Raw genomic sequence first — 17,107 nt, 5'->3', positions numbered from 1 at the left:
GGCGGCTGCTCACCACGCCGCACAGCCCAGCATGATAGACGATCCTCCACAAAGGACACCAGCGGGTCATCGACCATCTTTGTTAGGAACTCTAAAACCTTGGAATAGATCGTCTAGGTGGCTGGCCAGATCCTGACCAGGTAGCGTTCGATGCCGGCGATGCGCTGCCAGGCGGCGATCCATTCATCGCGGTCGGCGGCTACGGTCTCCTGCTCGACCTGACGGGACTGGTGCAGGTATTCGGCTCGTCCGGCATGGTCGAGTGCTACGTGATAGCTGCCGGGACCTGCGCCGGCGTCGATGTCGGTCTGCGGACCGGCCGTCACCGGTCCGTGCCGCCGGTGCGGGACAGGGAATCGACGCAGCCAGGCATCCGCCAGGTCCGGCGTTCAGCGGTGCTCAGTGCCGTCCGTGTTGTTCGTGGCGGCCAGGTCGAGCATGGTGATGGCTTCGGTGAGCTCGTTGGGGCCCGGGTGGCCCCGGTCGGCGAGGTCCGCGAGACTCCAGGCCAGACGCAGGATGTGGGTGGCGCCGCGGGCCGATACGGTCCCGGCGGCACGCGCGTCGCGCAGCGGCGCCAGGTCGGCCGAACGGATGCGGGCGACACTGCGCTGGAGGATGGCGTCGTGGTTGGGTGGCCGTGACGTGGGGTGTCAACGGGCCGCTGAGGCGGCTCGGGCGGCGGCCACGCGGGCGGCGACGACCGTGGACGGCTCCCCATGGCCGAGCGGCTGCTCCGGCCCGGCCGGCAGGGCTGTCCGGATTTCGGCCTGGTCCAGCAGCGGCAGCAGCCGGTGCAGATATCGGCGGCGCCGGGCCGGTCGTGGTGTGGCCGCCGGGGGCGAGGTTGCGTTGCTGCGCAACGACCTGGGCTCGTTCGGTGCGAAGCTGAGTGATGTCGTCGCCGGCTCCTGGTTCGTGCAGGTGACCCGGCTGCGCAGCGCGAATGAGCATTTCCGGCAGGAGGGCGTGCATCCGAATCCGGCAGGCTGGGACGCCCTTTCGGTCTTCATTCAACCGCAATTCCTAGGTGTTTAAAAATAGCTTTCAGTAATACTGACGTGCTGGCTGAGGTGCTGTGAACGCTCCCGGATTGTCGGTGCTCTGCGTAGTCGAATGCCGACGGGAGCGCCTGCCGATACGTACAGTCGCGATGTACGGTTCGGTCGGGTGGTCGTATATTCGCAGGTAGATGCGCCCCTAACTTCATATACGATGGGGTATTTACGTTAGAGTGGCTAATGTCTGATTTATGAGTATGTGCTGATGGAGCACGTAACCTCCCGACGTACGGTGATCTTTCGTGGTCAACGGCCGCTGCCCTATTTCCCGAATCTTCTTGACGCAGATTTCGCACATTGACGTTCGTCCCCGTCGATCCGTAGGGTCTGCCTTCACTTATCGGCCCTAAACGGGGAGGTCGCCGATGCGCCATGTCCTGTGGCGTCATCATCCAGGCTCGATCACGCAGGTCGGCAGATTCTGCCGCCGAGGAAGTGGTCGCCTGCTCAACTACGCCATGCCGGTCCTGCTCGCGGCGTCGCTCGTCACCGCGATCGCCGCGCCGGAGCCCGCGGTCGCGGCACCGCCCGCCAAGCCGGCCTGCCCGGCCGGTCGCCCGGACCGGGTGTCGGCGTCCGCGGCGGCCCGGCTGTGCGGCGCGAAGGTCGAGGTGACCGGCGAGAAGTCCGAGACGCTCCAGTTGTGGGCGAACCCGGACGGCACGCTGACCGCCGACCAGAGCGCCGGCCCGGTCCGGATGCGCGACGCGAAGAACGGCTGGATGACCGTCGACCCGGCGCTGCAGGCGGACGCGGACGGCGGCGTGTCGGCGAAGGCCCACCCGCGCGGGCTGAAGCTGGCCGGTCAGTCCGGCGACGGCGAGCACGAGGTGGTCCGGCTCGGCTCCGGCGACGACGCGGTCGGGCTGCTGTGGCAGGGCCGGTTGCCGAAGCCGCGGATCGAGGGCACGAAGGCGACCTACGCCGACGTGGCCGACGGCGTGGACCTGGTGATCGAGTCGACCCGCGGCGGCTACGAGCAGTACTACGTGGTCAAGACCCGCGAGGCGCTGTCGCGGTCCGGGAAGCTGACCCTGAAGTTCCGCTCGCCCGGCCTGACCGCGACCCCCGACGGGCACGGCGGGCTGCTGTTCAAGGACAAGAAGGGCCGCGAGGCGGGCCGGATCCCGCAGCCGGCGATGTGGGACGCCGCCCGGGGCGAGCACTCCCTGGACCCGCTGCACGTCGGCGCGGTGGGGCTGGCCGCGAGCCAGCGCGGACGGGACATCACCCTCGAGCTGACGCCCGACCCGGCGCTGCTGGCGATGAAGGACCTGACGTTCCCGATCACGATCGACCCGTCGGTGACGCTCACCTTCGACACGTTCGTGCAGAACAACTTCACCACCGACCAGTCCGGCAGCAGCGAGCTCAAGCTCGGCTACTCCGACGACGGTGGCTCGTTCACGGCCCGGTCGTTCATCAACTGGGACACCGCGTTCCTGTCCGGCGCCCAGGTCAACTCGGCGACGGTCAACCTGTGGGAGACCCACTCGTGGTCGTGCACCGCCGCGACCTGGGAGATCTGGACGACCTCGGCGGCCGGGACCGGCACGCGGTGGAACGCGCAGCCGACGTGGTACGCGCCGCAGGGGTCCTCGACGCAGACCAAGGGCTACAGCTCCGCGTGCAACGACGGCTGGGTCTCGGCGAACGCGACCGCGCTGTTCCAGACCGGCGCCGGCAGCGGCTGGGCCACCACGACGATGGGGCTCAAGGCGCAGAGCGAGACCAACCACAACGGCTGGAAGAGGTTCTCGTCCGCGCAGGGCAGCAACCCGCCGTACGCGACGATCACGTTCAACGCCACCCCGCAGGTCACCAGCCAGTCGACCGACCCGTCGACGGAGTGCGTGTCCGGCGCGAACCGGCCCTACGTGCGCACCGTGCAGCCGAAGCTCCGCGCGCAGGTGACCGACCCCGAGGGTTCGCCGGTGTCAGCGACCTTCGAGTGGTGGACCACCGGCGGGGCCATGATCGGCTCCACGACGGTCGGACCGCAGGCCTCCGGCACGAGCTTCGAGGCGACGGTACCGGCGGCCGCGTTCACCAACGGCGGCACGTACTCGTGGCGGGTGCGGGGCACCGACGGCGGCACGACCGGCGCCTACGGGTCCTGGTGCGAGTTCACCGTCGACACCGGTGAGCCCGGCAGCGCGCCCGGCGTCTCGTCGCCGACGTTCCCGGCCGGCGCCTGGACCGGGCAGCTGACCGGCTACACGGCGAGCACCGCGGCCACCCCGTACGTCAACGGCACGACCACGGTCCCGCTCAGCGGCGACGACGCCGTCGGGCAGATCACGCTGCCGTTCCCGATCACCTACTACGGCCAGACCTACTCGACCGCCTGGGTCGACACCAACGGCATGCTGTCGTTCGTCAACCCGAACGGCTCCCATCCCGACGACATCGTGCCGCTGCCGAACAGCGCCGCCCCCAACGCGGCGGTCTACGTTTTCGCGCAGGACCTGATCGTCGACGCTTCGGCGAGCATCCGCACCGCGACGCTGGGCACCGCCCCGAACCGGCAGTTCCTCGTCGAGTGGAACAACCCCTACCAGTTCGGCAACACGTCCCGCCGGCAGAACGCCGAGGTGCTGTTCTCCGAGACCTCCGGCACTGTCACCCTGAACTACTCCGGCATCGACAACGCCTTCGAGCAGGGCTCCGCCGCGCTCGTCGGGGTCGAGAACGGTGACGGTACGACCGCCACGCAGTACTCCTTCCACACCCCTTCGCTGAACAACGACACCGCGGTCGTGTTCACCTACAATGCCGGCACGGCCCCGGTCTCGGCCGGCACCGCCGCGAACTTCACCTTCACCCCGGCCGGCGTCACCGACGTCGCGTCGTACCAGTACGGCGTGGACACCAACCCGCCGACCACGGTCGTCAACGCGCCCAGCCTCGGCGCCAACGCCACCGTGTCGATCACCCCCGACTCGGACGGGCCGCACACCCTCTACGTGCGCTCCCAGGACCGCGCCGGCAACCAGTCACCGATCACGGCCTACCAGTTCAACGTCGGTCACGGCGGCCTCACCAGCCCGAAGGCCGGCGACATCACCGCCGGCAAGGTCGCCCTCACCACCACGGCGAGCCCGGCCGCGACCGGCGTCAGCTACCAGTGGCGCCGCGCCGACACCGACACCTGGCAGACCATCCCCCTCGCCGACGTATCCCTCGCCGCAGGCGGCGGTGCCATTACCTGGCCGCTGACCAAGACCTCCGGCCAGTTCCCCAAGCTCAACTGGAACCTCGACACCACCGTCAACGCCGCCGAGGCCGGACCTGACCCGCTCGACGGACCGCTGCAGGTCCGAGCGCTGTTCACCGGCGGTGCCTCCGCCCCGGTGAAGATCAGCTTTGACCGCAACCAGGCCAGCGCGGCGACCAGCGCCGTCGGCCCAGGCACGGTCAACCTGCTCACGGGCAACTACACGCTGAGCGACACCGACGTGTCGGTCGACTCTTACGGTTCGGACCTGACTGTCACCCGGGCGTTTAACACCCGCCGGCCGGCGGCAGTGGACAAGGCGGGCATGTTCGGTCCGGGCTGGGTTTCCGGCGTCGTGGTCGAGGAGGCCGAGGCGCCCTACACGAACCTGACGGTGACCGGCTCGCTGGTCCAGGTCGGCCTGCCGGGCGGTGACACGCTCGGCTTCACCCAGAAGACGTCCACCGCGTCGGCGAAGACGTACGACTCCGAGACCGGGCTGGAGCAGCTCGCCCTGAGCTACGCCACCTCTGGCGACGCGTACACGCTGCGCGACTACGACGGCAACGTCGTGCTCTTCACCCGGGTCGCCGGCGCCTCGGCCGGCGTCTACAGCCCGACCGCGGTCAGCACACCCGGCTCCGGCCAGACGACCACCATCGGCTGGGAGAAGGTCATGATCGCCGGCAGCGAGGTGATCCGGCCGACGCGGGCGCTCGCGCCCGTGCCGACCGGCGTCGCCTGCGCCACGCTGGTGAAGGGCTGCCGGGCGCTGGACTTCACTTACGCCACCGCCACCACAGCAACCGGCACCGGCCAGGCCCAGTGGGGCGACTACCTCGGCCGGGTCAGCCAGATCTCGTTCACCGCGTGGGACCCCGACGCGTCGCCCGCCGCCATGCGCACGGTCGTCGTGGCCCGGTACTCCTACGACAGCAACGGCCGCCTGCGCGCCACGTGGGACCCGCGGCTGGACTGGACGGACCCGTCGGTGCACCACCTCGCCGACACGTACGACTACGACGCCGACGGGATCGTCACCACGGTGACCCCGAAGGGCGGCGAGGAGCCCTGGCAGCTGAGCTACACCACCGTCCCCGGCGACCCCGGCAAGGGCCGCCTCGCCCAGGTGAGCCGCTCCGCGCTGACGGCCGGCACGGCCCGGCACACCGTGGTCTACAAGGTTCCGGTGTCCGGAACGGGCTCGGCGTACGACCTGTCGGCCACGCAGACCGCCCGCTGGGGCCAGGCCGAGCAGCCGGTGGACGCCACCGCGGTGTTCACCCCGGCCCAGGTGCCGACCGGCGACCAGGCCGCCGGCACGCTGCCCGGCTCGTACGAGCGCGCGACCGTCACCTACCTGGACCCGAACGGCCGCGCGGTCGACGTGGTCACGCCCGGCGGCCACACGTCCGCCACGTGGTACGACGCCTTCGGCAACACTGTGCGGACGCTGACCGCCGGCAACCGGGCCCGGGCGCTAGACGCGTCGGCCTCGGACACCGCGGCGGCGGAGGCGGCCCTCGCGGCGCGCCTGTCGACCGTCAACGTCTACTCCACCGACGGCCAGGAGCTGCGTGAAACCTTCGGCCCGGAGCACGAGCTCGTGCTCAACAGCGGGGCGGTGGTCCGCGGCCGCAAGCACACGGTCAACGTCTACGACCAGGGCGCCCCGAACACCGGAGGCCCGTACCGCCTGGTGACCACCAGCACCACCACGGCCAGGTACACCGGGGCGGCCGGCACGGACGTCGACGCCGACGCCCGGACCACCACCACCGCCTACGACTGGGCCCTGCGCCTGGCCACCGTCTCCACCCTCGACGCCGGCGGTCTCGCGCTGGCCACCCGCACCACCTACGACGCCGGCACCGGCCTGACCACCTCGGTCACCGCCCCCGCCGGCGGCGCGACCACCAATACCCCGGCGACCCGCACCACGGTGTACTACCGTGCGGGCACCGCCTCCGGGCAGAGCGAGTGCGACAACCACCCCGAGTGGGCCAACCTCGTCTGCCGCTACCAGCCGGGCGGCCAGGCGGCCTCCGGGCCGGAGCTGCCCGTCACGGTGACCACCTACGACCTGTACAACCAGCCGCGCACGGTCGTCGAGAAGACCTCCGGCGGCGTGCTGCGCACCACGACCACCACCTACGACGGCGCCGGGCGGGCCTTCACGGTCGCCGTGACGGGCGCCTCCGGCACCGGCCAGGCCGTCCCAACCCGCCGCAACGTCTACGACGCGGCGACCGGGCGGCACACCCGGACCCAGAGCCTCGACGGGTCGGGCATCGTCACCGCCGAGAACATCCGCGGCTACGACACCCTGGGCCGAACCACCGCCTACACCGACGCCGACGGCAACGCCTCGAGCACCACTTACGACCTGCTCGGCCGCGTCGCCACCACCAACGACGGCAAGGCGACCCGGACGAACAGCTACGACGGCGGCAGCGAGCGCCGCGGCCTGGCCACCGGCGTCGCCGACGCCCAGGCCGGCACCTTCGGCGGCAGCTACGACGCCGACGGCCGCCTGACCGGCCAGACCTGGCCGAACGGCGTCGTCGTGGCCACCGGCTACGACGAGACCGGCGCCGAGCGCTCGATCACCTACACGAAGCCGGGCTGCGGCCAGTCCGACTGCACCCTCTTCACGGAGACCGTCCGCTCGTCCGCCCACGGCCAGCAGCGCGACGGGGGTTCGAGCCTTTCCAGCCAGCGGTACTCCTACGACAACGCGGGCCGCCTGAGCACGGTCAGCGACACGGTGAACAACGCGTGCACGACCCGCGCGTACGCCTACAACACGGCCACCGACCGCACGTCGCTGGCGACCTACAACCCCGGCACCGGCGGCGCCTGCCAGACCACGACCGCCGCCAGCACGAGCACCTGGTCGTACGACACCTCCGGCCGCTTCACCAGCGCCGGCTACGTCTACGACAGCCTCGGCCGCGCCACCACCGTCCCGGCGGTGGACACCGGCAACGCCGGCGGCGGCAACCTCACCGCCGGCTACCACGTGACCGACCTGGTCAGCACCATCACCCACGCCGGCCGCACGACCACCTACACCCTGGACGCGACCGGGGAGCGCATCCGCGGCTGGTCCGACAACGACGGCACGACCACCACGACGAAGACCAACCACTACACCGCCGACACCGACCGTCCCGCGTGGACGGACGAGGCCGGCGGCGCGTGGAACCGCGTCGTGGCGGGGGTCGGCGGGATGGCGGCGCTCACTACCACCTTCGGCGTCACCGACACCGACTGGCAGCTCACCGACCTGCGCGGCAACATCGTGGCGACCGTCCACAACACCGACGCGGGCCTCACCACGGCGGGCGGCTCCACCGAGTTCGGCACCCAGCGCAACGCCTCCGACACCGGCAACCGCCGGTATGGCTGGCTCGGCGCCGAACAGCGGGCGGCGGACACCCCGGCGGGCGTCGTCCTCATGGGGGTCCGGCTCTACCTGCCGACCATCGGCCGCTTCCTGTCGGTCGACCCGGTGTTCGGGGGCAGCTGCGGCCGGTACGACTACACGTGCGCCGACCCGCAGAACAACTCCGACCTCGACGGCCGGGAGAACCGCCCGTCCCGCTATAACCGCTGGAACCCGTGGGCGGGCACGAAAGCCCTGCTGCAGCGCGCCGGCAACCGGATCGCCACCGCCGTCGGGCAGTGGTGGGGCGGCGCCCGCTACGTCTGGAACGCCGGGATGCGGGGCCTCGGCCGGCTCCAGATGTGGGGCGTGGGCAGGATAGGCTGGGCGATCCAGAAGACCGGGCCGTGGACCTGGCGAGACCTGCACATCCGGGCCATGATCGGGTTCCGGTGCGCCGGGATGCATTCGACCACCGGTCCGTACAGCAACTGGACCGCGGTCGGCCGGTTCGCCCAGGGCTTCTTCATGCACGACTGTTGACAGGGGGAGTCCGGTGGAGCGTGCTACGTCGACAACGACACCCGGCATCGGCGCGGAGGCCGTCAAGATGCTGGAGCTCGGGACCTCTACGGGATTGCGCCGGGAGTCCCTGGTGGTGGACTCCGCCGGACTGCTCGATCCGATGACCGTCGCGGCGGCGGGCCTCCCGGCGAGCCTGCGGCAGACGCTGAGCCGCGTCCGGCTGCCGGCGACGACCGTTGCCGGGGCCGCCACCGAGGTGATCATCGGGGCCGACGCCGCGTCACAGCTGCTGCGTGAGCTGCGCTGGTCGGCATCGACGTCGTACCGGGCCCGGCCCGGCCTGGTCCGGTACGACGCGTCGGCCATCGCGGCCGTTCGAGCGACCTTCGACGAGGCGCGGGACGCGGGGGTCGCCTACGCCGGGCCGATCCACCTGGCGGCGGCGCTCCTGCGCGGCGAGCGGGACGACGTCGCCGGGGCGCTGCGCGCGGACCCGGCGTGGCGCGCGTCCGACCGGCCGCACACGCCGCTGGTCGGGCAGCTGCGGGTGGACCGGGAGCTCGAGGAACGCACCGGCGTACCGGGCTGGTTCGACCGGCGGTGGCGGCGCCTCGCGGCCGGCGGCAGCCGGTACGGCGGCGTCGTCGTGGGGCATCTGCTCAGGGAGGTGGTACGGCAGGCCGTCCGCCTCGACGGCGGCCCGGTCACGTCCGGCTACCTGCTGCTCGGGGTCGCGTCGATGGGTGCACAGCTCCGGCTGGCGGGCCGGCACCTGCGCCCGGCGGTGGAGCCGCTCAACGGCGCCCCCGACATGCTGGCCGCGCACGGGCTGACCTTCGAGCATCTGATCGAGGCGCTCCGGGCCCGCCCGTCCACGGGCGACGTCGTCGCGGCCGACCAGATCCGGGAGATCACCGTGGTCGCCGGGCCGGGGTGGACCGGCGAGGTCGTCGACGCCGTCGACCGGGCGGTCGCCCTGGCCGACGGCGCCGGCCATCCTCAGACCGGGGTGTCGCACCTGGTGGCGGCCGCGCTGGAGGACGGCGCCGGCACCGCGGCCGTGCTCGCGCGGGCGCTCGGCGCCGATCCGGCGGCGATCCGCGCCGCCGTCCTGTCCGACCTGAGCCGGGCGGGAGACCGGTCCTGACCGGCGGGCGCTATTGCTGTTCCGTCCTCCGCGTCCTCCGCGGAGGCGGGGGAGCCGGGAGTCCGCGCCCGCCTCGGCCCGTAGCGCTCGTAGGCCAGGCCGCTGACCGTCAGCACCAGCAGCGCGCCCAGCGCCGCCCACATCGGCCAGTGCCCCGGCTGGCCCCGGTGACGATCCCGGTCTTTCCTTGGAACCTCGTGCCCACGTACTTCCCTCGCTCGATCGATGACTATGCGCTTGCTGAGTTCGGTGGCCTGCTGCGTCCCCCTGCGTAGGCATCGGCGTGGAGACGCAACAGTTCGCCGGGCCATGGGCGTCGAACCCTCCGGAAGGCCTCTAGGTGTTGCGACGCCGTTCCAGCAGCCCACGTCACCGTGGCCGCCACAATCCAGCCCGCAGCACTCCAGAGCCCTGATCGCGACAAGCCCAGCCGCAGGAGATCCACCAATGATGCAGCCCCTGAACCAAGCCGCGGCTCAGACGCCGGCGTCACCGAGGCCCTGAGTTCCCCCCCGGTTTGGCGGAGCCTCTCATTAGGGCGGCAGCCGTCTGCGGCCAGGTCAGCCAGCTGCAGCCCCGATCATCAGGTCGAACACGGCCAGGACCAAGGCGTGCATCCGCTCGCCGAGACCGGCCGCCGCCGAGGCTTCGAGCCGGCGGCGGACCCTGGCGTCCGAGCAGCCCGGACCAGCGATCTGCTCATGGCCCGAGCCGTGCACCAGGGCCTCGATGGGAGGCTCGAACACCAGCCGATCTGGAACACGGCGGCGGTCACAGCCCAGCGGATGAGCGGGTCGAAGTCCACCCCGAACGGGTGACGACGCCGGGAAGTCTGCCGCACAAAGGTTCACCAGCGATGATGGAAGCACGCGCGCGGGGACGTCCTGTCGGTCACCGGGCGTAGAGAAGTCCAACGATTGATAGACCCCGTGCCGTTCCCGTCCCCGACATGTCCGGATCGCCCGGACGGGACCTAGTTGCGCGAGTTAGCTCGCGTCCGTCGGTGTCGATCGGATGAGTGTCACGCGGTTGCCGGCCGGGTCGGTGACCTGGGCCTTGACCACCCAGCCGTTGTCGGTCGGCGGCATGACAACGGCGCCGCCGAGGGCTGCGGCCCGCTCGACCGCCGCGTCGAGGTCGTCAACCGCGACGCCGAACACCACGCCGGGCGCGTGCTCGGACTCGACCAGGGCGCCGTCCGGGCCGCCCGGTGGCGTGCGGACCAGGGCGTAGCCGGGCCCCTTCGCGTCGACGTGCCAGCCGAACAGTTCGGCGTAGAAGCGGTGCTGGGCGGGCTCGTTGCCGCCGTGGATGTCGATGTGCACGATCGGGCTGCTCATTGCGATATTCCTCCAATATCCGAGAAATCGGTCAAGTAGCGGGCGAGCCAGCGCAGCGGGGCTGGGTTCGTGCGATACCACCGGAACGTTCCCTGCTTTTCCAACTCGACGAGGCCGGCCTTGCGCAGCACCTTGAGGTGCTCGGACGTGCTCGCGGGCGCCAGGCCCAGGGCGTCGGCGAGCGTCCCCGCCGCTTGGCGGCCGGGGCTGCACAGCCGCAGGATCTCGCGCCGCGCCGGATGCGCGACGGCCCGCAGCAGCTCGTCGACATCCACGACCTCACTATTTCGCCAGTACCCGAAATAGTCAACCGTCCGTGTGGCGAGCCGGCGAAGCATGGCGGTGACAGAACTCGGCGCCTATGAGGGCCGGCCGCGTCCCGGTCGGCAACACCGCCCAGCGGCCCGCGGAACTCGCCTCGCTGCAACCGGGAGGAGCGCATCTACGGATCAGGCGCGCACGACCAGGGTCCGGGCCGCCATGTCGCCGAGGCGTCGGCGGCGCCGCGAGCACAGCACGACGATGAAGCCGACCAGGTAGGCGAAGAGGCCGTCGATGATGCGCAGCAGTGTGCGGATGATGGCCTTGCCGATGCCGGGCGAGGCGCCGGTAGCCGCGTCGACGACGCGGATGCCGGTAACGAGCTTGCCGACCGTGCGGCCGAAGAGTCCCTCCAGGAGCACGTAGTACAGCACCACGAGGAAGAACCACAGGAGGCTGCCGCCGCTCGACAACCGGGTGGAGCTGAAGCCCGAGGCTGTGGTTTCGACACCGGTCACCTCCGCGACGATGCCACCGAGACAGCCGAGCAGGACCGCGTCGACGATGGTGGCCACCACGCGGCGGCCGGTCACGTGGACGTCGGCAGAGATCGATGCATAGGTCATCGCGTTACCTCCTGCCGGACAATACGAAATGAACATACCCATCGGGGGGCGACGCGGCGTGGGGATTTCCCGCCCGCATCGAGGATGGTTGCCGTGAACGCATCGCCCGAACGCGGCCCAGGTTCGCGGACCCGCTGGCATCTGATGTCGTTGTCCGCGCGCCGTCCTGGGGCAAATGTGTTGGCGGTGCCGTCGTCACTCGACGATGACACCGGATGACTTCAGCCAGTGACCGCCCCACCGCCGTACTCACGCTCCACCCGCAGCACAGTGAGCAGGCCGGCCACCTCCAGCACGTGCGCGACGAACTCGTTTGGGTTCCGCAGGACCAGCCTGGTGTTCTGTGCGGAGGCGACCTTCTGTGTCCGCCAGAGCACGGTCATGATCGTGGAATCGAGCAACCGGACCTTCGCCAGGTCGACCCGCAGCACCTCGGGCCGGCGCGCGAGAGCCGCATCGAGGGTCTGCCGGACCGCGTCCGCGACCGCAACGTCCAACTCGCCAGCGATGCTCACGGCCAGGCCGTCGGCAACGTCACGCGTCTCGATGGACATCCCCATGGTCGGCCTCACTCACTCATGACCGCGACGTCCGACGGTTGCGGCGGTGGTCGTAGCCAGGCGGACGTGGTCGGGCGTGAACCCGCCGGCGACCTGACGGTGTCGGAGCTGGGACAATGGCCGTGTGATACCCACCGGCGGGCAAAGAATCCTCGGGCCGGTACGCGGGATCCCGAGGTTTCGCCGTCCCGAGCTATGACGCCCTGACGCCGGCGAGAATTTCGGCGACGGTGTGCGCGCTGACGGCGGGCATCGACCCGTCGGCATGCCGGGTCGCGACCGCGCGCACATGCTCCTCGGCGGTCCGGGCCAGTCCGTCGTAGACGGTGGTGAAGACGTCCCGGGCCGCCGGCCGGGGCCAGTCCGGGGGCAGCAGCCGGACGGGCAGGCGGGGATCGAGCACGGAGAAGCGGTGCAGCAGTGGCCGCCACCGCCGGGTGAACGTGTCGTAGTGCGCGGCGATCGCCGCGGTGTCCCAGGCTTGCAGCGGATCGCGCCGGGTCGCCGCGCCGAACTCGGCGTGCCGGGCCCGGAACACCGTGATCGCCTCGGGGGCGACCTCGTCGAGCTGGACCGAGACCAGGTCGGTGAGCGCGTGCGGCGAGATCCACAGCCCGTCGTACAGCGGCGCGTACCCCAGCCAGCGCAGCCGGTTGCGCAGCTCCCGGCGGCGAGCGCGCTCCTGCTGCGGCAGCGAGAACCTGCGGGCCGAGGGTGTGCGCGGCGGCGGGACCGGCGCCACCTCCGGCGACGTTCGTGTTCCCATTCGACGCACTCCGCGATCTGCGCCGCTCTCCGGCGCGGGGCGGTGGCCGTCAGGTGACCCGTGGGCCGCGGCGTCTAGCGGTGGTGACGTCCAGCCGGATGGGCAGGGCGGGCGCGTCGAGGGCGTGCCGGGCGTGGGTGAGGGCGTTGTCCTCGATGTTGTGGCGCAGGGCGGCCAGGTCGGCGTCGCGGTCGGCGTGAACGGTGACGGTCAGCCGCGGGTCGGCCGCGTTGCCTTCCACGTGGGTGCGGGCGGAGCGCACGCCGCGGTACTGCTCGATCTCGCCGGAGACGGCGTCGCGCAGGGCGGCGGAGATGAGGGTAGTGCGACCGGCGGCGCGATCGCCGGCCACGCGGATGCCGGCGAGCCGCCCGGTGGAGAACAGGACGGCGTGCAGCCAGCGCAGCGCCAGGAGCGCGACGACGACCGCGAACACCGCCACGACCGGCCACAGCCAGTCGCGTTGCGCGATGACGAAGCGGACGACGTCGTTGTCCACCAGGGTTCGGTGCGCCGCGCCGCCGCCGAAGAATCCCGCCCCGAGCAGCAGTCCGGCCACGCCCATACTCAGCAGGACCAGTCCCAGGACGGCCAGCGCGACGCGGTTGACGCGGTCGGCGTGCATCAGTGCGCCTTGGCCGAGATTCGCACGGTCACCTTCGGGGACCGGTGCAGTTGGAGCGCGTCGAGGCGGGATCGCGCGGCCTGCGTGACGCTGTCGCGCAGCGACGCCGGTGCCGGCTCGCGCGCGATGGACTTCGCGCGGATGTGGAGGTGCCGGCGCCGGACGGTGACGGCAGCGTCGTCCACGCCGTCGACGTCGGTGACCGCATCCCGGACCGCCTGCCTGACGCCGCGGCGGGTGTACGCGGCGTCGGTGGCGGGGTTGTCGCTGTCGGTGCTCAACCTGGCCGGACGGCGTGGCTTGAGCTCCATGCCCAGCAGAGCCAGCCCGACCACCCCGAGCAGTACGCAGATGAGCCGGACCTCACCGCTGGCCCACGTCATGTGGCTGCCCCACCGGTACGCGGCGAGCCAGTCCGCGGCGATGGGCCGGTGGCCCGTCAGGACCGCGACGACGTCGACCACGATCACCACCGCGCCCGCGACGAGCGCGAGGCTGACGATCAGGGCGAGCAGCCGGTTGACCAGTCTCACAGGGCCCTCCTGCCCGTGGCCGTTACCGCACCCGCAACGACGGGATTCCCGTGGCCAGGTCGGTCACGACGATGCGGACTTCGGCGATAGTCAGGCCGGTCAGGGACGTCAACCGTTCCCGCACGTGACGGCGAACCGCGGCGGTGACCCGCGGCACCGAAGCCGGCCAGCGCACGCCGATTTCCAAGTCTATGACGGCGACATCGCCCTCGACGCGAGCCGATGCCTTGGGCATGGACCGGCCGAGGCCGCGCCGCGCGGCGGCCGCGGCGTCGGGCAGTTCCAGCGCCGCACGCGAGGCAAGCTTCGCCACCACCTTCTCGGCGATGGTGATCGAGCCGGGCGGCTGCTCGACCGCACCGAGCTGCGTGTCGCTCAGCATCACTTGCCGCTGCGGGTGATGCGATAGCTGCGCAGGTCCACGTCGCCGGCGACCACCTTGGCAACGCCATAGCCGAGGGCGGTGAACACCGCGACGATCAGCATCTGGCCGAAGCTGCCGAAGGCCGCCGCGAATCCCAGCGCCATGCCTATCGCGGTGCCGAAGGCGATACGGTTCATACCCTCACGTCCCTGGGGAAGGCATCTCTGCGGAAAGGGCGGATCGGCTAGCGGACCCGTGCCGGCCGGCGATGCCGGGCCAAGATCCGCAGCAGCCGGACCAGCAACGGCCGACGGCGCACGACAGTCACCCGGACCCGCCGGGACGCTCCCGGCGCGACAGGCTCGTCGAACGCCGCCAAGCCGGCGACGAACACCGCCGCGTCGCCGCCGAGGTCGGGATGATGGGCCCGGATGAACGCCCGTCGCCGCGCCCGCCGCTGCAGGTCATCGTTCAGTGCTTCCACTCCACCGCCTCCCGGTCCGCCGGCCCGGCAACTGCCGGCGGTGGCTCGGTCAGGTCGGCGATGACGACGTCGACGCGCCGGTCCGGCGCGAGCGTCCGCAGCGCGTCGCGAACCTGCGCGGCGACCTCGGCGGCGGGCACGCCCCACCGGGCCCGGATCGCGATCTCCACCCTGCGCGGCCTGATTCGCACACCGTCGACCTGCTGCCCGGGCAGATAGGTCGCCGGGCCGCCGCGGGGACCGGTGACCAGGCCGGCGACGGCGGGGCAGGCAGCCACCGCGGCGGCCACCGCCGCCACGTCGACGCCGTGCACCACGGCCGGCGGCGAGGCGGACGTGGTCGTCATGACACCCGCGACTCGCCGGATGCCTCGTCGGACTCGGGCAGGTGGACGTCGTCGACGTTGATGTTCACCTCGACGACTTCCAGCCCGGTCATCCGCTCGATGGACTGTTTGACGTTGCGCTGGATGCCACGGCCGAGATCGGCGATGCCGACCCCGTACTCGACGACGACGTCCAGGTCGACCGCCGCCTGCGTCTCGCCGACCTCGACGCCGACGCCCTGGGCGACGTTGGGCCCGGTACTGCCCGGAATTCTCTCCCGCAGCGCTCCGAACGCGCGGCTGGTGCCGGCGCCCATGGCGTACACGCCGGTGACTTCCCGGCACGCGATACCGGCGATCTTCTGCACCACGCCTTCGGCGACGCTGATCTTGCCCTCCTCGGTGGCGAGCCGGTTCTGCTGCATCGGGCCCTTGACTTCCGTGCCGCCGCGGGCCGTCGGCCTTGTCTCGCTGGTCCTCGCCGGGTTCTGGGTCTGGGTCATGAGACGTGCGCTCCTTCGTAATCGAGGGCCACCGTCCTGTGTTAGACACCCGAGCCGGCGAAACCTCGCGCGCCGACGGCAGGTTTTCTCTGTGCGCTCGCGGGCACAACAGCGAGCATGGGCCCCCGTTCCCCGGACGTCAGGCGGCCGGCCCGGACCGCGGCCGACTCCGCCGACGACACGCTGCTGGTGCGGCGCGCCCGGGACGGGTGCCTCGACGCATACCGTGTCCTCGTCGAACGCCACGCCCCGCGCGCCTACCGGGTCGCCTTCGGCGTGGTGGGAAGACGCGAGGATGCCGAGGACGTCACCCAGGAGGCGCTGCTGGCCGCGTGGCTCGCCCTGCCCACCTTCCGGGGCGACGCCAGCTTCGCCACCTGGCTGCACCGTATCGTCGTCACGCGGGCGCTGAACAGGCGCACCCGCGCCGCCCGGACCAGCGCGCTCGACGCGGTGCCCGAACCGGCCGATCCGGCCCGTGGCCCAGCGGAGCAGGCCGAACAGCACCTGGCCGCCGTCGCGGTCACCGAGGCCGTCGCCGGGCTGCCCGCCGCCCAACGCGTCGCGCTGGTCCTCTACCAGTTCGAGGGGCTCAGCTACGACGACATCGCCGCGATCACTGACAGTACCGTCCCGGCGATCCGCAGCCACCTGTACCGCGCCCGGCGCACGCTCGCCACCAGGCTGCACGACTGGAGGTGACGGCCGTATGCTGCGGCTGCGTCCTGGATTCAGCCGCGTGATGTTGACACCGTGAGATCGATCGTCCCTGGTGATCAACGGTCGCAAGCCGTAGCTCAGCGTGCGTCGCGGCTCCGGCGTAGGCGCCGACGAGGTCGGTGTCGGAGAAGGTGTGCGACAGGTTCTGCACCCGCAGCTCCGGCACACCGACGCGGCGGCGGAGTTCGACGAGGGCGGGCAGTTCGGCGACGTTGCGGCGCATCGCCACGAACACCACGCGGATCCACGGCGTGACGCTGCCGGCCTCGCGCTTGACCTCGGCCAGGGGGCGCAGATTGGCCACCACCCGCTCGAATGAGGCGCCCCTCCCGGATCGCCTCGAAACTGCCGGCGCCGGCGCCGTCGAGCGACAGGCGCAACCAGTCCAGACCGGCCTCGACAAGCTCGCGGGAACGGGCGGCGGTGAGCAGGGTGGCGTTGGAGTTGAATCCGACCCTCACGCCCCGGCTCTTGCCGTACCGAATCATCTCGAGCAGGTCCGGCGGGAGCAGCGGCTCGCCGAGACCCTGCAACGTGACCTGGCGCCCGTGCGGCAGGTCGTCCAGCAGCCGGCGGAACGTGGACAGCGGTATCGCGCCGGTGACCTTGTTCACCGGAGGTCGGTGCTGGACGAGGCACATAGCGCACCGCAGGTTGCACG

At 71.4% G+C, this 17,107-nt stretch carries 21 protein-coding genes and 1 pseudogene; 5 read left to right on the top strand and 17 right to left on the bottom strand.

Annotation, left to right across the window (positions count from 1 at the left end; genetic code table 11):
* Nucleotides 1-113: 113 nt before the first annotated feature.
* From ABT369_RS53885 to ABT369_RS53875, 3 genes are all read right to left on the bottom strand, one after another.
* Nucleotides 114-326: a hypothetical protein gene (locus ABT369_RS53885; RefSeq protein ID WP_350625820.1), complete on the bottom strand. Its 213-nt coding sequence runs from the start codon at nucleotides 324-326 to the stop codon at nucleotides 114-116.
* A gap of 63 nt (nucleotides 327-389) precedes the next feature.
* Nucleotides 390-620: a magnesium chelatase subunit ChlI family protein gene (locus ABT369_RS53880; RefSeq protein ID WP_350625835.1), complete on the bottom strand. Its 231-nt coding sequence runs from the start codon at nucleotides 618-620 to the stop codon at nucleotides 390-392.
* 33 nt (nucleotides 621-653) lie between these two features.
* Entirely contained in the window at nucleotides 654-863 is a 210-nt protein-coding gene (locus ABT369_RS53875; protein WP_350625818.1) for a hypothetical protein, read from the bottom strand.
* Here ABT369_RS53875 and ABT369_RS53870 point away from each other — a divergent pair.
* The 3 genes from ABT369_RS53870 (at nucleotide 853) to ABT369_RS53860 (ending at nucleotide 9,338) form a co-directional block, all read left to right on the top strand.
* Nucleotides 853-1,038, top strand: coding sequence for a hypothetical protein (locus ABT369_RS53870; RefSeq protein ID WP_350625816.1), 186 nt, complete (start codon nucleotides 853-855; stop codon nucleotides 1,036-1,038). The two genes, ABT369_RS53875 and ABT369_RS53870, sit on opposite strands and share 11 nt — an antisense overlap.
* A gap of 388 nt (nucleotides 1,039-1,426) precedes the next feature.
* Complete coding sequence (locus tag ABT369_RS53865; protein WP_350625814.1) at nucleotides 1,427-8,209, top strand: NIDO-like domain-containing protein; 6,783 nt, start codon at nucleotides 1,427-1,429, stop codon at nucleotides 8,207-8,209.
* Between the two features lie 13 nt (nucleotides 8,210-8,222).
* A complete protein-coding gene (locus ABT369_RS53860; RefSeq protein WP_350625812.1) occupies nucleotides 8,223-9,338 on the top strand; it encodes a Clp protease N-terminal domain-containing protein in 1,116 nt (371 codons plus the stop codon).
* A 560-nt stretch (nucleotides 9,339-9,898) separates the two neighbouring features.
* Here the strand turns inward: ABT369_RS53860 and ABT369_RS53855 are convergent.
* The 13 genes from ABT369_RS53855 to ABT369_RS53795 all read right to left on the bottom strand — a co-directional run bounded on the left by ABT369_RS53855 (nucleotide 9,899) and on the right by ABT369_RS53795 (nucleotide 15,726).
* On the bottom strand, nucleotides 9,899-10,084 hold the full coding sequence (locus ABT369_RS53855) for a hypothetical protein (RefSeq protein WP_502891944.1): 186 nt from the start codon (nucleotides 10,082-10,084) through the stop codon (nucleotides 9,899-9,901).
* Nucleotides 10,085-10,324: 240 nt separating this feature from the next.
* Nucleotides 10,325-10,678, bottom strand: coding sequence for a VOC family protein (locus tag ABT369_RS53850; protein WP_350625810.1), 354 nt, complete (start codon nucleotides 10,676-10,678; stop codon nucleotides 10,325-10,327).
* Nucleotides 10,675-10,953 carry an ArsR/SmtB family transcription factor gene (locus ABT369_RS53845; protein ID WP_350625808.1) on the bottom strand — a complete coding sequence of 93 codons (279 nt, stop codon included), beginning with the start codon at nucleotides 10,951-10,953 and terminating at the stop codon, nucleotides 10,675-10,677. The genes ABT369_RS53850 and ABT369_RS53845 overlap by 4 nt, the downstream gene beginning before the upstream one ends.
* Before the next feature lie 174 nt (nucleotides 10,954-11,127).
* On the bottom strand, nucleotides 11,128-11,565 hold the full coding sequence (locus tag ABT369_RS53840) for an RDD family protein (protein ID WP_350625806.1): 438 nt from the start codon (nucleotides 11,563-11,565) through the stop codon (nucleotides 11,128-11,130).
* A 221-nt stretch (nucleotides 11,566-11,786) separates the two neighbouring features.
* Nucleotides 11,787-12,125: an STAS domain-containing protein gene (locus tag ABT369_RS53835; protein WP_350625804.1), complete on the bottom strand. Its 339-nt coding sequence runs from the start codon at nucleotides 12,123-12,125 to the stop codon at nucleotides 11,787-11,789.
* Between the two features lie 193 nt (nucleotides 12,126-12,318).
* Nucleotides 12,319-12,891 carry a PaaX family transcriptional regulator C-terminal domain-containing protein gene (locus tag ABT369_RS53830; protein WP_350625802.1) on the bottom strand — a complete coding sequence of 191 codons (573 nt, stop codon included), beginning with the start codon at nucleotides 12,889-12,891 and terminating at the stop codon, nucleotides 12,319-12,321.
* Nucleotides 12,892-12,940: 49 nt separating this feature from the next.
* A complete protein-coding gene (gene amaP, locus ABT369_RS53825) occupies nucleotides 12,941-13,516 on the bottom strand; it encodes an alkaline shock response membrane anchor protein AmaP (protein WP_350625800.1) in 576 nt (191 codons plus the stop codon).
* A complete protein-coding gene (locus ABT369_RS53820; protein WP_350625798.1) occupies nucleotides 13,516-14,049 on the bottom strand; it encodes a DUF6286 domain-containing protein in 534 nt (177 codons plus the stop codon). Before ABT369_RS53820 ends, amaP begins: the two co-directional genes overlap by 1 nt.
* 22 nt (nucleotides 14,050-14,071) lie before the next feature.
* Nucleotides 14,072-14,431: an Asp23/Gls24 family envelope stress response protein gene (locus ABT369_RS53815; RefSeq protein WP_350625833.1), complete on the bottom strand. Its 360-nt coding sequence runs from the start codon at nucleotides 14,429-14,431 to the stop codon at nucleotides 14,072-14,074.
* Nucleotides 14,431-14,610, bottom strand: coding sequence for a hypothetical protein (locus ABT369_RS53810; RefSeq protein WP_350625796.1), 180 nt, complete (start codon nucleotides 14,608-14,610; stop codon nucleotides 14,431-14,433). Before ABT369_RS53810 ends, ABT369_RS53815 begins: the two co-directional genes overlap by 1 nt.
* A gap of 47 nt (nucleotides 14,611-14,657) precedes the next feature.
* Nucleotides 14,658-14,897, bottom strand: a complete 240-nt coding sequence (locus tag ABT369_RS53805) for a hypothetical protein (protein WP_350625794.1) — start codon at nucleotides 14,895-14,897, stop codon at nucleotides 14,658-14,660.
* Nucleotides 14,885-15,244, bottom strand: a complete 360-nt coding sequence (locus ABT369_RS53800) for a hypothetical protein (protein ID WP_350625792.1) — start codon at nucleotides 15,242-15,244, stop codon at nucleotides 14,885-14,887. Before ABT369_RS53800 ends, ABT369_RS53805 begins: the two co-directional genes overlap by 13 nt.
* Nucleotides 15,241-15,726: an Asp23/Gls24 family envelope stress response protein gene (locus tag ABT369_RS53795; protein ID WP_350625790.1), complete on the bottom strand. Its 486-nt coding sequence runs from the start codon at nucleotides 15,724-15,726 to the stop codon at nucleotides 15,241-15,243. The genes ABT369_RS53800 and ABT369_RS53795 overlap by 4 nt, the downstream gene beginning before the upstream one ends.
* Before the next feature lie 117 nt (nucleotides 15,727-15,843).
* On the opposite strand from ABT369_RS53795, the gene ABT369_RS53790 reads away from it, so the two are divergent.
* Together ABT369_RS53790 and ABT369_RS53785 are read left to right on the top strand one after the other, a co-directional pair.
* A complete protein-coding gene (locus tag ABT369_RS53790) occupies nucleotides 15,844-16,428 on the top strand; it encodes an RNA polymerase sigma factor (protein ID WP_350625788.1) in 585 nt (194 codons plus the stop codon).
* Nucleotides 16,429-16,579: 151 nt separating this feature from the next.
* Nucleotides 16,580-16,765 carry a hypothetical protein gene (locus ABT369_RS53785; protein WP_350625841.1) on the top strand — a complete coding sequence of 62 codons (186 nt, stop codon included), beginning with the start codon at nucleotides 16,580-16,582 and terminating at the stop codon, nucleotides 16,763-16,765.
* A 97-nt stretch (nucleotides 16,766-16,862) separates the two neighbouring features.
* Here ABT369_RS53785 and ABT369_RS53780 read toward each other — a convergent pair.
* A pseudogene (locus tag ABT369_RS53780) lies at nucleotides 16,863-17,087 on the bottom strand (radical SAM protein); the annotation flags it as partial.
* Nucleotides 17,088-17,107: the final 20 nt, after the last annotated feature.

The sequence above is a fragment of the Dactylosporangium sp. NPDC000244 genome (assembly GCF_040300725.1).
Taxonomy (GTDB): Bacteria; Actinomycetota; Actinomycetes; order Mycobacteriales; family Micromonosporaceae; genus Dactylosporangium.
The sequence above is the reverse complement of the archived record's forward strand: the minus strand, read 5'-3'. Positions and strand labels throughout refer to the sequence as shown.